The 14,289-nt window shown below is 71.3% G+C and carries 13 protein-coding genes; 4 read left to right on the top strand and 9 right to left on the bottom strand.

Translation table 11 applies throughout. From position 1 onward, the window contains the following. Positions 1–47: 47 nt before the first annotated feature. From ABT063_RS31300 to ABT063_RS31265, 8 genes are all read right to left on the bottom strand, one after another. Complete coding sequence (locus ABT063_RS31300) at positions 48–473, bottom strand: phage tail protein (RefSeq protein WP_351062948.1); 426 nt, start codon at positions 471–473, stop codon at positions 48–50. A 37-nt stretch (positions 474–510) separates the two neighbouring features. Beyond that, the gene (locus ABT063_RS31295) at positions 511–3,636 is read right to left on the bottom strand and encodes a hypothetical protein (protein WP_351062946.1); all 3,126 of its coding nucleotides are present in this window, start codon (positions 3,634–3,636) and stop codon (positions 511–513) included. 4 nt (positions 3,637–3,640) lie between these two features. Further along, positions 3,641–3,799: a DUF6760 family protein gene (locus ABT063_RS31290; protein ID WP_166681600.1), complete on the bottom strand. Its 159-nt coding sequence runs from the start codon at positions 3,797–3,799 to the stop codon at positions 3,641–3,643. Next, complete coding sequence (locus ABT063_RS31285; RefSeq protein WP_351062944.1) at positions 3,796–4,290, bottom strand: hypothetical protein; 495 nt, start codon at positions 4,288–4,290, stop codon at positions 3,796–3,798. Before ABT063_RS31285 ends, ABT063_RS31290 begins: the two co-directional genes overlap by 4 nt. Beyond that, positions 4,287–4,727 (bottom strand): phage tail protein, encoded by a 441-nt coding sequence (locus ABT063_RS31280; RefSeq protein ID WP_351062943.1) that lies wholly within the window; start codon positions 4,725–4,727, stop codon positions 4,287–4,289. Before ABT063_RS31280 ends, ABT063_RS31285 begins: the two co-directional genes overlap by 4 nt. A 43-nt stretch (positions 4,728–4,770) precedes the next feature. Beyond that, entirely contained in the window at positions 4,771–6,330 is a 1,560-nt protein-coding gene (locus ABT063_RS31275) for a phage tail sheath family protein (protein WP_351062941.1), read from the bottom strand. 319 nt (positions 6,331–6,649) lie between these two features. After that, positions 6,650–6,931: a transposase family protein gene (locus tag ABT063_RS31270; RefSeq protein ID WP_502990921.1), complete on the bottom strand. Its 282-nt coding sequence runs from the start codon at positions 6,929–6,931 to the stop codon at positions 6,650–6,652. Between the two features lie 382 nt (positions 6,932–7,313). Next, a complete protein-coding gene (locus ABT063_RS31265) occupies positions 7,314–8,063 on the bottom strand; it encodes an SDR family NAD(P)-dependent oxidoreductase (RefSeq protein ID WP_351062939.1) in 750 nt (249 codons plus the stop codon). A 128-nt stretch (positions 8,064–8,191) separates the two neighbouring features. On the opposite strand from ABT063_RS31265, the gene ABT063_RS31260 reads away from it, so the two are divergent. Then, positions 8,192–8,626: an Rrf2 family transcriptional regulator gene (locus ABT063_RS31260; RefSeq protein WP_257561414.1), complete on the top strand. Its 435-nt coding sequence runs from the start codon at positions 8,192–8,194 to the stop codon at positions 8,624–8,626. A gap of 371 nt (positions 8,627–8,997) precedes the next feature. Further along, positions 8,998–9,216, top strand: a complete 219-nt coding sequence (locus ABT063_RS31255; protein WP_351062937.1) for a transposase family protein — start codon at positions 8,998–9,000, stop codon at positions 9,214–9,216. A 180-nt stretch (positions 9,217–9,396) separates the two neighbouring features. Here the strand turns inward: ABT063_RS31255 and ABT063_RS52365 are convergent, their stop codons facing one another. Beyond that, a complete protein-coding gene (locus tag ABT063_RS52365) occupies positions 9,397–10,878 on the bottom strand; it encodes an eCIS core domain-containing protein (RefSeq protein WP_502990920.1) in 1,482 nt (493 codons plus the stop codon). A 423-nt stretch (positions 10,879–11,301) separates the two neighbouring features. On the opposite strand from ABT063_RS52365, the gene ABT063_RS31245 reads away from it, so the two are divergent. Beyond that, positions 11,302–11,484, top strand: coding sequence for a hypothetical protein (locus tag ABT063_RS31245; protein ID WP_351063048.1), 183 nt, complete (start codon positions 11,302–11,304; stop codon positions 11,482–11,484). A gap of 668 nt (positions 11,485–12,152) precedes the next feature. Then, the gene (locus tag ABT063_RS31240) at positions 12,153–14,273 is read left to right on the top strand and encodes an eCIS core domain-containing protein (RefSeq protein WP_351062936.1); all 2,121 of its coding nucleotides are present in this window, start codon (positions 12,153–12,155) and stop codon (positions 14,271–14,273) included. The last annotated feature ends 16 nt before the right edge of the window (positions 14,274–14,289 follow it).

Genomic DNA, 14,289 nt, shown 5'->3' with positions numbered 1-14,289 from the left:
AGATGCGTAGGGTGGGGGCCAGTTTTGACAGTGTTTTTGACGGTCTGTCAGGAAGGGCGCAGCCCCTCGTGGGCGATCTCCAGGGTCTCCACCGCGGCCTCCGAGCTGGCGGGATCGAAGGACGGCCCCTGCCAGCGCACCGGGACGATCCCGAACACCTGCCAGCTGATGATCTGGGTCAGGTCCGGTTTCAGCGCCACGATCTCGCCGTCCTTGGGCTCCACCCGCCGCAGCGTCTCGTCGAGCCAGCGGCCGATCTTCGCCGTATCGGCGGTGACCGGCCGGGTGAGCGTGATGTTCGACCAGGTCACGCGCCCGGGCAAGTTCCAGGTGAAGCCGTTGTTGCCGCCCTCGGCGTAGTTCTCCATCTCGACCTCGGCGCCCATGCCGGAGCAGGTGTGAAAGGCGCCCAGGTCGTTGCCGCCGATCGCGAGCCGGAAGAACACGCTCGTCGCGAAGATGCTGTCCGTCATTCGTCCGTCATCCGTCCGTCGTTCATTCGTTCCGGCTCTAGCGGCGTCCGTCGTAGGGACGGCCCGTGCGTTCCCGGCCGCGCCGCAGCTCGGTGCGCAGGAGCCGGGCCACCGGGTCGAGCAGGCGGCGCGCCAGGTCGTCCAGGTCGAGGCCGGGGTCCTGCGGTGTCTCGGCGCGCCGGGCCGCGCCCTTGCCGGCTGTGGCCGACGCCGAGGTGGTCGACGCGGAGGCCGACCGCGGCCGGCCGCGCGCCGGCACCTCGTTGGCCGGTGCCTTCTTGGCCGGTGCGTCCTTGGCCGGTGCGTCCTTGGGTACGGCGAGGTCGCCGGCGACGCTGATGTCACGCTGGACCGGGGTTGCCGCCGTTCCGCGGCCCGGCGCGACGGTCCGCGGCCGGACCACGGGGACGGACCCTACCGGCGCCTGTGCCGACGGGACCGACGGGCGGTCCGTGAGCGGCGGCGCCGGCGGGGCGGTCACCGGCAGGGACCGCGCCGGTACGGCGGCGGCAGGGGCGACGACCGTCCCGGGTGTGTCCCCGTGGGGCGGCGGTGTCTCCCCGTGGGGCGGCGCAGGGCGGACGACCGGGACACGCTGGACCGAGGCCGGGACGGAGGAGGCCGGGACGGAGGAGGCCGGGACGGAGCCTGCGGAACTCGCCCTTCGTACGCCCGAGTTCCCCGGTCCGGGGTGCGCGGTCGCGGCCCGCTGGACCTGAGGCGTCGCCGGGGTGGCCGCGGACCGACCCGGCGTCGGCCGCGCGGGCGGCGCGGAGTCGCCCTGGGCGGCAGCCGGTGCGCCGGGCCAGCGCGCCGCCACCACGGGACGGGCGCCGGAGCGGGAGGCGGCGGGCGGTGCCACCCCTTCCGGGGCCCGGGTGTTCAGGGGGAGCGGGCGCGCGGCGAGCAGCGAGAGGGTGCGGGGTGCCGCCGGGGCGGAGTGCGTTACGGAGGAGCGGGTCCCGGTGAGCGGGGGCGGTCCGGCCGCGCCGGAGGGCCGGGCGCCGCCGGCGCCTTGGGCTATGGCGCGGGCGACGACGACGGGGGTCGGGTTTGCGGGGCCTGGGGCGGCGGGGCCTTGGGGCCGTTGCCTGCCGGGGCCCGGCCCGCCGGACGTCGTACCGGGTCGTCGCGCGTTTCCTGCCGGTCCTGCCGGTCCTGCCGGGCTGTGGGGGGCGACGGCCGGGGAAGGTGTCACCAGCGGCGTGGCGTTCCCCGCCGACCCTGCCGTGCCCAACGCACCTTCAGGTGCTGCCGGGCGCTGGGGCGCGGCAGCCGGGGACGGCGTCACCATCGGTGTGGCGGGCCCGTTTCCGTGCCCCGCTGGGCCGCCGGGCTCCGTGGTGCCCCCGGTGTAGGAGTGGTCCGCGAGGCGGCGCTGGACGTCGGCCGCCCCCAGCAGCGGCGCGTCCGCTCCGCTCTCTCCCGGCGCGAGGGGTGCCGTACGCGGTACGGCCTCGGTGGGCGTCCGGTCGTGATCCGTCGTGGCCGCCGCCGGAGCGGCTGTGGACCTTCGGTCCTGGCGTGCCGGAGCGCGCTGCGCGGCCGGGTCGGGCGCCGGGCGGGAGGCACGGGCGCCGGACGCGGCAGAACCGGGCAGGTCGGCGCTCGGCGGCAGCGCGGGCAGCGGCGCGCCCAGGCCGCCGCGCACGCGTGCCCCGGCACGGCCGGGGGCCCGGCGCGGGGCGTCGGCCGGTGCGGCGGGGCCGTCCGTGGCGTCGTGGGCCGTTCCCTGCGCGCTGTCGTACGGGCGCGGGGTGCCGACCGTGCCGTCCGCGTGGCGCTGGACGACGGGCAGCGCGGGACCGGGCGCGGGGGGCGGGGCGGGGTTGCCCTCCGCCAACGGTGCGGCCGTGGAGGGCAGTTCGCTCAGCGGGGCGCCGAGGGGCGCGCGGCTACCCGGGCGCGGGGCGGCGCGCTGTGCCGTCGTGGTGGAGGCGGGGCCGGATGCTTCAGGGGTTGTGCTGTGGTCGGGCGGCGCAGGGGTGGCGGCGGGCCGCAGGGCTGGAACGCGGCGCACGGGTCCGGCCGGGTGCCGAGCGACGGTCATGGAAGGCCCAACCGGGCGGAGCCGGACGGCCGGTGGGGACACCTCGGCACCGGAGGTCCGGGGTGCTTCCGGCCGGCCGCCTTCGCGGGCGGACTGTGGCCCTGTCATCCCCGTCGTAGTGCGCTGGACGGTCGGGCCGGAAGGCGTACGGGCCCCTGAACCGGCCGACGACCGGGACGCGGGCCCGGAGTTCGGGTGGGGCACGCCGGGCAGTGTCGGCGAGGTGGGCCGGGCCACGCCCCCGTCGGCGGCTGCGCCCGGGACCACCGACACACGTCGTACCAGCGCAGTCTCCGGAGCGGCCGACGGACGGCCGGTGTCGGCCGGGGTCACGACCGGGCCGGTGTCCGGCTCCGCGGCCCGTTGGACAGGGGGACGTGGCGGAGAGAGCGCGGCAGGGGAATCCGCGGACGTGATGCCACGGGGCCGTGGAGCGTCATCCGAACTCCCTTTTCCCGCCGTGCTGTTGGCACCGGGACGCGCCCCGGAACCGCCACGCGAAGGCAGTGCGGTGGAGGACTCCGGGCTGGACGAGACAGAACCGGGCGAGACGGAACCGGGCGAGACGGAACCGGACAGCGGCGCCGTACCGGACGGCCGCGCCCCCGGACGCATCCCGCGCGCGCCCTGAGATGTCGGGGCGTCCGGCGTACCGTCGTCCCGTGGGCCGTCCGCCCCCTCCGGGCGCAGCGCCCGGAGCAGCAGCGGCCCCCCGCCGGTGAGGGTGGGCTGCGGGGCGGCGGGGCGAGTGACGCCGCGCACCAGGCCGGTCGGGGCCGTGGGGAGCAGGGCGTGGCCGAGGCCGGCGTCGAACGACGGGTTCTGCCAGGCGGCGAGGCCCGCGCGGAAGGCGAGGCCGTCGCTGACGCCGAGCGCGGCGCGGGACACGGTGAGTTCCGGCGGTGGGGTACGGCGCCAGCCGCCGTCCCAGTCGCCGGGCACGGAGGGACCCGGGGCGTCAGGCACGGAGGCACCGGGGTCGCCGGGCACGCTCCGGTCCGGACCCTCGCCGGACGGATCGTCCCCTCCGGCGCCGGAGCGCTCCGTACGCCGCGGACGGTCCGCGCTGTCCGGTGCGGCGGCCCGGCGGCGCACCCTGTCCCGCCATGCCATGTGCTCAACCGCCTTCGTTCACACGGGTGTTGATACGGGCGATCTCTGCCACCCACTGCCGGCGTTCGCCGTGGGTCAGGTCGAGGATCTCCTCGCGTGGCCAGTGGAAGTGATAGGCGATGTACGCGATCTCCTCCCGGAGCCGGGGAAGGGCGTACGTCACGATTCCCCCAGGCGCCCACCCGAGAGGTCGACCTCGAAGCCGCCCTCGCAGTGCGGGCAGGTCACCGCCGCGCGGGTGTGGCCCTCGCTGTTGACGCGGCGGTAGAAGTCCTGGAGGAAGGCGACGTCGGTGGCGTACATCCGTTCCACGATCCCGGCGTGCACATCGGTGATCGTGCCGATCCGGGTGATCACCTGGCTCAGCAGCACCACGCTCAGGTACGCCGGGTTCTCCTTGACCCGCAGGTCGATCTGCGGGCGCAGCTCGTCACGGGCGGTGGCCAGGCGCATCGCGCCGTGGCGGTGCACGGTCCCCGCCTCGTCGACGTATCCGCGCGGCAGTTCGAACTCGAACTCGGTGCGCAGGCCGTGGTCCTCCCGTGGCGGCGGGGCGGCGGCCGGCTGTGCCGCCGCCTGCTCGGTCGCCTGGGCGGGCGCCGTCACCTGGAGGATCTCCTCCAGGTTGCCCGCCGTCACCGTACGGCGCTTCATTCGACGATGATCTCCTCGAACACGATGGTGACGGTCTCGGTGGCCGGGGACGAGTCGCCCGCGCTCAGGGACGGGCCCTCCCACCTGGAGGCCCAGCCCTGCATCAGCTGGATGCGGCGGACCGTGGTGAGCTCGGAGTCCTTGATCTCGATGGTGAGGTTCTGCCGCGCGGCGTCCACGGCGCCCTTGTTCAGGGTTTCGTTGATCCACTTGGTGAACTCGCTGCTCTTGTCCATTCCCCGGACGATCGTGACCTCGCCGGCCTGCCGGGCGCCGGGCTGTTTGCGGATGATCTGCTTGCCCTCCGGGCTGACCTGGCGGACCTCGACGACCTCCTCCTCGACGGTCAGCCCGCTGATCTCCTGAATCGACTCGACCAGGTAGCCGCCAAGCTGCACGCCGAAGACGTGGGTGGAAAGAGCATCGCCCGTTGCCATGACTGTCTGTCACCTTCCTTTGCGGACCCGCGGGTCACTCGTCTCACTCGTCGATGAGGCTGGTGGTGTCGGAGAACTGGGCCAGCCGGAACACCACGAACTCCGCGGGCTTGACCGGCGAGACGCCGATCTCGCAGATGACCCGGCCCAGGTCGATGGACTCCTGCGGGTTGTTGTCGCGGTCGCACTTCACGTAGAAGGCCTCTTCGGCGGTGCGGCCGAACAGCGCGCCCCCGCGCCACTCCTCGGTGAGGAACGCGGTGACATTGCGCCGGATGCTCGACCACAGCCGGTCGTCGTTCGGCTCGAAGACCACCCACTGGGTGCCCAGGAGGATCGACTCCTCCAGGTAGTTGAACAGGCGGCGCACGTTCAGGTAGCGCCAGGCCGGGTCGGAGGAGAGGGTGCGGGCGCCCCACACCCGGATGCCCCGGCCGGGGAAGGCCCGTACGCAGTTCACGCCGATCGGGTTCAGCAGGTCCTGCTCGCCCTTGCTGAGCCGGAGCTCCAGGTCCACCGCGCCGCGGATCACTTCGTTGGCGGGCGCCTTGTGCACGCCGCGCTCGGCGTCGCTGCGCGCCCAGACACCGGCGATGTGACCGCTCGGCGGGACGGTGGTGTTGCGTCCGACGGCCGGGTCGAAGACCCGCACCCACGGGTAGTAGAGGCTGGCGTACCGGGAGTCGTAGCCCGCCTCGTCGTTGCGCCAGGTGCGCACCTGCTGGGCGGAGAGCCCGGGCGGGGTGTCCAGGACGGCCACCCGGTCGCCCATCTGCTCGCAGTGCGAGATCACGGCGAGCTGCACGGTGCGTACGCCCTCGGCGTCGATGTCGCCGCGCTGGTAGGCGCTCATCAGGTCCGGCACCGCGACCATGGTGATCTCGTCGATGGTCTCCAGACCGCCGAACCCGGTACGGGCTGCGGAGTCGCCGACGTACTCGGCGGGGTCGAGGCGGGACACCTCGCCGGAACCGGGCGCGCCGGGTGCGGCCGGAGCGTCGGGGACCGCCACGGTCTGGCCGGCGGGCCTGCTCTGGGTGGCGCCCCGCTGCTCGGTGACCTCGATCAGCTTCGAGGCGCGGGCCTGGTTGACCAGGTACCCCTTGACGTTCTTACGGGTGGAGGCGTCATACGTCTCCACCACCTGGTCGCCCTGGCGGACCAGGACCTTGAAGCGGTCCTCCGGCGGGTTCTCGCCCTCCACGTCGGCGATCTCCACCGACACCCCGGACACGCCCGGCCGGGCCCCGACCAGGAAGCCACCGAGCTCCACCGGCTCCGCGGCCTTGGTCCCCCGCCGCCTGTCGCCGCCGGACGCCGGGGCGGAGGCGTTCTCGGCGGACCCGCCGATCCGCACCACGTACGCGGAGCCGCCGCCGTTGGCGAAGTACCCGTAGACCGCGTGGGCCAGGTAGGTGCCCTCGGTGAAGCCACCGAAGTGCTGGGTGTACTGGTCCCAGCTGGTGACCAGCGTCGGCGCGTGGAACGGGCCGGTCTCGGCGAACCCGACGAACGCGGCGACGGCGGTGCCGACCCCTTCGATCGGTCGGGCACCGGACTGCACCTCCTCCACGTACACGCCCGGGGTGAGGTACGTCGGCATGCTCGCTCCTTCGCGTCCTTGCGGGTCAGTCACCTGTGTCCAGGGCGAGTCTGGGCGGCGGGTCCGCCGCGGCGACAGGGACCGGGGGGCCTGGACGGGGGCAGGACCGCTGCCTTTCCGTACTTCCCGCGCTGACCGTCCGGGGGGCACCCGACCTTGCCCGTGCACTGCCCGCGCGGGCCTGGACGGCCCGTTCGCCCGCGCGGTCCACTGAGCAGTGTGCATCGTGAAAAGTGCACGTCAGATGGTCTGGTGTGCGTAGGCGTCGGGAAGCTCGGCCAGGTCCGGGGCGGTAGTCCATCGACAAGATCACCGGTCATCAGCGGGCGACTTCCTGGTTTGTCAGCACCAGCAGGGCCCGCACCAGCGCGGTCGCCCACCTCGGATCCGTGCGGACCTTGCCCAGGACCCTCCAGTTCTTCAGATGGGCGAAGCCGTGCTCGACCGGGGCGCGGACCGCGGCCAGTGCCTTGTTGGACAGCTTCTGACCGCGGGTCAGGGGCCGGTTCCGGGCTGCCTTGTAGCCAGTGATCACCGCCGGGTCGGCGTCCGGACCGCTGTCGTCGCGGGCTCCCAGCCGTCCTCGGCATCCGGTATGCACATCAGTTCGGTCACAGGGACAGTCAGCCAGCACGCGGCGGCCACGATGTGACGGCCGACAGCAGTCTTGCAGCACCCACGACCAACTGTTCACGGAACTACGGCCAGAGCCATTTTCAAAGAGCCTCAACACCCGCGAGGCGTTTGAACCGGTGGAGCAGGGCGAAGGTCTGCTCGGCTACTAGCGGAGCTTGCCCAGGTACTAGCGGAGCTTGCCCAGGCCCTTGATGTTCGGGGAGCCCTTGCGGGAGATCACCGCCTGGATGCAGCGGCGTCGCAGCTCACCGCGCACAGCCTTCGAGTCGTACGCCTTGTCGCGGGTCGTCGGCGGTGCGCGCCCCGAAGGCGCGATGTCCTTCGGGGCGCGCGGCAGGGGTTCGGGTTCAGGCGTTGTAGCCGCCGTGGGCGTCCAGCACCGCGCCCGTGACGTACGACGCGGCGGGGCTCGCCAGGAAGGCGATCGCCGCGGCGATTTCGTCGGGGTGCCCCATGCGTTGCAGGGACAGCGAGCTGACCAGGGCCTTGAGGGTCTCGGGGTCCGGCGGTTGCATGCCGCCCTCCATCAGTCCGGCCTCCACGACGTTGGCCGTGATGTTCCGGGGCCCGAGGTCGCGTGCGACGCCCATGGTGTACCTCTCAATCCCTGACTTGGTCGCCGAGTAGTCGGCAGCTCCCGGCACACCGACCCGGGAGCCCAGTCCGGAACTCACCGTGATGATGCGGCCGCCCGTGCGCAGCACTCGGGAGGCGGCCCGGATGACGGCGATCACGCCGAGGTAGTTGGTGGCGTGCATCCGGTCCAGTGCGGCGGTGTCGGCGTCCGGGTCGTCCACCGTGCCAGCCACGGAGATCGCCGCGTTGTTGACGAGAATGTCCAGGCCGCCGAAGCGCGCGACCACGTCGTCGATCAGCGCCGGCGCCCGGCTCGTGTCTGCCTGGTCGGACTGGAAGGCGACGGCCTTGGCTCCCTTGCCGTGCACCTCGTCGACGACGGCCTGCGCCTGCTTCTCGGAGCTGACGTAGGTGAAGGCGACGTCGGCGCCCTGCTCGGCCAGCAGCCGTACGGTCGCGGCTCCCAGTCCGCGCGACCCCCCGGTGACCAGGGCGACCTTGCCCATGAGTGGCTTGCTCATTCTTCTCACCTCGTTGATTGACCCTTCCTGGCAGTCGTAACGCTAATTGTTACGACGCACTGTTGCAACCTTCACTGTTACGACGGCACTGTCGTAACATGAAGCGTTGCGGCCGAGAGGATGAGTCCATGAGCGCCAACAGCAGGCTGACCATCGCCGCCCACGCGCTGGCCTGGATCGGCCTCTACCAGCGCCAGGGCCATGAGGTCGCCACCTCCGAGCAGATCGCGACCAGCGCGAACACCAACCCAGTGGTGATCAGACGGCTGCTCGGCGAGCTGCGCAGGGCCGGGCTCGTGGAGTCCCGGCGGGGCGTGGGCGCGGGCTGGTCGCTGGCACGCGAGCTGGAGTCGATGACCCTGCTCGACGTGTACGAGGCAGTGGAACCCGGCCCGCTGTTCGCGATGCACCGCACCACCCCGGACCAGGGATGCGTGGTGGGTCACGGCATCCAGCCGGCAATGCAGGGCATCTACGAGGGCATCGAGGAGACCCTGAGACACGAGCTGGCCCGCGTCACGCTCGAGAACGTACTCCGGGACGTACTCGCGGCACCTCGCTAGGGCCCTTCTGATGGATCTCCGCAGGAGAAGGAGCGGCGTTCGGTGCGTGCGATCGGCGTGCGGAGCGGAGGGTCATGTGGCGGAGCCACCTGGCCCTCCGCACCGTGCGGCGAGCGTGCGTGCCGGGCGTCGCGACGCTGCGGAGATCCATCAGAAGGGCCCTAGCCTCCCCGTTACGCCCTGACATCACCAAAATCCCCATCCATGCCCAGGCCGGCGAATAGCTGGCAACCAGTCGCGCCAAAGACCGTTGCGGTATCAGACCGTGTCCTACGAGATCGTAATGATCTTGGTCACCGTGACCGGGCGGCCTTCTAGGATCCGGTGCATGCTGGACCCCGAGCTGCCTGGACAGCGACGTACGCGATCCCGTGATCGTCACCGGCTTCCACCCCAGCCGCACCCACAAGCTCACCCCCGGCCAGAAAACCGCCAACCGCGTCATCGCCGTCGGCCGCGCACCGGTCGAGCACGGCTTCGCCCACCTCAAGAACTGGCGGATCCTCACCAAGCTCCGCACCGATCCCGCTCGCGCCACCCACCTCCTGCGCGCCCTGCTTGTTCTGACAAACCTCGAAGTCAGCCGCTGACGGACGATCTACTGCGCAGACTGCCGCCGACGACCAGCGTGAGCACCCCCAGAGCCGGTCACACCAGCCCTTTGACCTGCGCCTTCAAGTTGGCGGAGGCTCACTGCTGCCACACGTTGCAATGCAGGACTCCGCTATTCCAGCGGCTACGCCTCTGAACACAGTCGCCATCTCGAAAGATCAGGCGACCAGCTGGCCCATCCACTTGAGGCCAGTGGGCAGCTTGTCCTTGGCGATGCGTCGCTCCACATAGCCGATCAGCTCGTCGACCGCCTCATCATGAGTCAGGCCTTTCTGGGTGTCCGCGACGTACTTCGCGCTGGCTTTGGCTCCGGAGACGGACCGGTCCTCGGCACTCGCCTCGTCGTAGCCCGAACCGATGGCACGCAGCAGAAGGACGTGGTCGGTGAAGACCTTCGCGAGATCGGCGAACGCGGATGTGATCCCTTCTCCTATCCGGTCCTTGATCGGGCCCGACTGCGCATCGTCGTCCAGAATCCCAGTGACCTCCGGGCTGTTGCGGTGGGCCTGACGGAACCTCTGGAGGAACCTGGTGATGAAAATGTTGTCGCGGGCGGGAGTGCGAAGCATCTGGAGGTAGTTGATCTTTAACACAAGCCTTTGGTCCAGCTGCTTGCCGCCCGCCCGGGTGGGAACGACCTGCGGGGCCGTGAACCTGGAGTCGTTGTCGATCGCAGTGAGCTGTGCCGTCGGCACGATGGTTGTCGCTGCCTGGTAGAGGAAATTCCCGAGGTTGACCCTGCCTATCACCCGGTCGTCGTTGCCGAGGAAGGCATCGGTGACCATCGTGCGGCCGGTTTGACGCAAGGTTGCCTGGTCGCCCAGGAATTGCAGTGCCGCATTGGGGTCCATGGCTTGCAGCGTGGCCCCCGGGGCTGCCTCCATGACAAGGAATGCCTGAGCCCTGCCCAGCTGACTCGGAATCTCTTCCGGGTTCCGGCCAACTGCCTGGTTCTTCATCAGGAGGTCATGGATCGCCTGTCCCTCAGGTGTGGTGACCGCATGGCGGACGATCCGGGGCGCCCGGATATTCATGTGCTCCAGAAACCGATGGGCGTATTCCACATTGCCCGTGGCCTCCAGTGGTTTGACCACGACCTCCGCCCCCGGCGGGCCCACGAAGAAGACTCCGTCGGCTCCCTCGCCCGAGCGCCGCACCGCTTGGCCTTGCCACGACGAAGGCGCGTCCTCAATGGTGAGGCGCTGGACGGTGAGGTCCGTGGGAGCGGGCACGCGCTGCACCTGGCCATGAGCGGTGTCCTGGCGAGCGGGCTCGCCGGGAGCAGTCCGCTTCGGCGACGGGCCGGCGAGCGCGCGCGTCGCCTGGGCCTCGGCCTCCCTCTCGAAGGCGTCCGACGGATCGCTGACGCTGAGCCCGTCGGCGGTGGGCGTTCCCGCGACCGGACCACGGCGCTGCTGGATCACGTGGGTGAGTTCGTGGGCGAGGGTGTGTCTGTCTGCTCCGCCGTCGCCGATGACGATGTGGCTGCCGCTGGTATAGGCGCGGGCGCCGACTTCGGCGGCGGAGGCTTTGGCGGCGCTGTCGTTGTGGATGCGGACGTCGGAGAAGTCGGCGCCGAGCCGGCCTTCCATGTCCGTGCGGGTGGCGTCGTCCAGCGCGCGGCCGGGGGTGCGGAGCACGTCGTGGACGGCGGAGCGCCGCTGTACGGCCGGCTGCTTGGCCGGTTCGGTCTGGTGGTGGCCGCAGCCGGAGCTGTGCTGGTGCTGTTCCTGGGCCCAGGGGTGGCCGGCTTGGCGGAGCATCTGGACGACGACGGCGTTCCCGGCCCCGGCCTGCAGCGCCATGAGACCCCGCAGCGGTGTCCCGCCCCCCGCGGGGGTGCGGTCCGGAGTACGGCCGCGTTCGGTCCGTGGGGTTCTGTCGTTGTCTCGGGCGTGCACGAAGAGGAGCCTTTCCCACGCAGGAACAGCAACCCTTCCTGGATACGCGGTGGACGATCGCGGCGCCAGACCACCAGAGGGCAGACAAGCGTGGCCAAACGGGCAATGCCCGGCGCGCGTTTCCGACGGGGGCGGGCCACGCGGCCCGCCCCTCGAGCGCCAGTGGCCTCCCCCCAAGTGCGCCCCGAACTCGCCCTCCAGGACCAGCCGCCCGAGCTTGCGGTACTCCTGCGCGACCGCCGTCACCACCTGCCGCGTGGTGAGCGGCTCGCCGGACTCCGCCGCGAGGCAGGCCGCGGTCAGGTCGGCGCGCTCGGCTGGATTCCCCAGGCAGAGCCGCGCTGACCCGAGCCGCTCACGATCCCGGGCGGCCAGGGCCCGGCCGTCAGCCGGGCCTCGCTCCAGGCTGATCTGGTGTCAGCCTGATGCTCGCACTGCCCGCCTCGCCGCCTGGGCCTGTTACCGAGAACCCCGGACGGGGTTCCGGTCGGCTACTGGATGACCATTCGGGTGGATCGACGCATGTACGAGGCCACGGAGCACGGGCCAGTGCCCACTCACTCCTTCGCTTCCTTACGGGTCACCTGTGTCCAGGGCGAGTCCGCGCGGCGGGTCCGGCAGGACGACAGGGACCTGCGGACCTGGCCGGGTGCAGGACTGCTGCCTTCCGAGCCCCCGGGCCGACCATGCGGGCGTGGCTCGCCCTTGCCCTCGCACTGCCCGTGCGGACCTGGACACCCGTTGGCCCACGCGGTCGACTGGAGGGCACAGCAGGCGTGCGCCGACGAGGAAGCAGCGAGTGCGGACGTCCAGGCCGCGCATCGAGCGGACCGAGGCGCGAGGAAGGTCCCGCCATGTATGCGAAGGAACAGCCGGAGAAGGGCGCTGGTCCACGTCACGTGCCGAACCCGCCGCGGCAGGCCGGTGCGGGAGTGCCACCTGCCGTCGGGCACATGTCCCCGCAGGCGGCAGCGGCCTTACAACGCACCGTCGGAAACACGGCGGTGGCGCGGATGCTCGAAGAGCAGCGGGACGGCACCCGCGCGGACGAACAGCCGGTGCAGCGGTCGGCGGTGCACGGCGTGCTGCGCTCGACCGGTCGGCCGCTGGACGGGCCGCTGCGCGCCGAGATGGAGGCTCGGCTCGGCACGGACTTCTCCGACGTCCGGGTGCACGCGGACACCGAGGCACGGCGCTCGGCGGCGGAGGTCGGGGCACGGGCGTACACCTCCGGCAGCCATGTGGTCATCGGCGAGGGCGGCGGGGACAAGCACACGCTGGCACATGAGTTGACGCATGTGATCCAGCAGCGCCAGGGCGCGGTGGCGGGAACCGACAACGGATCAGGCCTGAAGATCTCCGACCCGTCCGACCGCTTCGAGCGGGCGGCGGAAGCCAATGCCAGGAGTGTCATGTCCGGTCCGGCGCCCACGCATCACGACGTCGGCCCCGGCCTGCGGACACCGGCCGCCGGTGCGGCGGTACAGCGGGTGACCGAGGAGGCGGCGGAGTACGAGGTGGCGGCGCTCCAGACCGCGGCCGGCAACCAGGCGACGACGGAGATCGTCCAGCGGGCCGGGGAAAGCCAGATGGAAGCGGACGCCCCCGCGAGGGAGAGCACGCCGCCGGCCGACGAGGCTGAACTGCTGGCCTCCCAGGACCCCGACGCGGTGATGGTCCGGCTCAGCGCGTCGATCGAGGCTCACACGCTCCAGAAGAAACGGAAGTTCAACTTCTGGGAGCCGCACAAGAAGTGGCCGGAGGACTGGCTGCCGGAGAATACCCGGTTGCAGTGGGTCCTGGAACGGCGGCTTGTCCTCGGGGAGGCCTTCCAGCCGGACGAACTCAGGGACATCGAGATCCTTTCGGCGAAGAGGCCGGGCTGGCTGAACAAAGTGGGCATCGGCACCCTGGCAGAGGGCAGGCTGATCGCCGCGGGCAAGGGCAAGATGGCCGCCGCGGGCAAGAGCGCGAGCGGCAAGGGCAAGGGCGGGAAGGACGCGCAGGCCGAGGCCGCGGAGCGGGAGCGTGCCGACTACTCGACCTGGCTGAAGCTCAGCCCGGGACGGCGTATCCTCGCCGCGACCCTCGCCTTCCAGACACAGGCGCCGGTCGAGGGAGCCTCCACGCCGATCAATCCGGCCTACACCCTGGGCCGATTCATGCGGACCAACCAGCTGGAGCCCGACGATCCGGAACGGGAGACGCTGGAGAACGAACGGGACGCGCAGATCCGGGAAACGGCCGTCGACACCCTGTTCCCGGACGGCCTGCGCGAGGAGCAGAAGCACGAGTCCGCCGGCGAACACGCGACAAAGGAGATGAAAGGGCGGGACGCCTTCGCCCGGAACATCCTCACCAACGTCCTGCTCATCCTGCGGCACGGTCTCCAAGTCGCGGGCAAGGACGGCGACTACGTCGACTACAAGGAAGGCGACGTCATCCGGGCGCTCGCCCACGGCGGACGCGTCAACATCCGCATCCCCGCCCTCCGCGAGGGGGAGAGCACCCATCAGCTGCTCGACTTCCTCGGCGTCACCGAGGAAGGCACCCCGCACGAGCACACGCTGAAGCGCGACTACGCCACGCACCGCTCCTCCGTCCGCAAGAACAAGGACGGTGAGCCCGGCAGTGGCAGGTTCAAGGAGGAGGGCGGCGTCGGGGCGGCCGTGAAGAACAAGCTCTCGGAATACACCCCCGGCATGACCAACCCGGACCTGCTGGCGGTCAACTTCTCGGGCGGCGGCTTCGGAACCAAGGACTGGAACGGCGACGTTGTCCTGCCGAACGGCTCCTACGGCCACATGCTCCTGGTGTTCACCGCGCCGACCGGTGACACGGACGGCGGCCTGCTGGTCGGCCTCGAGACGGTGGAGCCCGACGCCCGCAGCCCGGTCGGCTATCACCACGGCATCAGGTCCACGGAGGCGACCGCCAACCCCGAGTCCGTGCTGCACGGCCACAAGCAGGACAAGATCGGTGCCACGAGGGTGAAACTGGGGGAGATGGGCGGGGAGGACTGGCACGACTTCCTCCAGACCATCAAGAAGGACTGGGTGGGCAAGCTGGAGGCAGCCAAGGACACCGCCCAGAAGCGGAAGCTGTACGAGGAACTGGTCGGCCCGCGGGAGTAGCGGGAGTATACGTAGT

The organism is Streptomyces sp. NPDC002838 (assembly GCF_040295365.1).
Lineage (GTDB): Bacteria > Actinomycetota > Actinomycetes > Streptomycetales > Streptomycetaceae > Streptomyces.
Note: the sequence above shows the minus strand (reverse complement) of the source record. Positions and strands in the feature narration are given on the sequence as shown.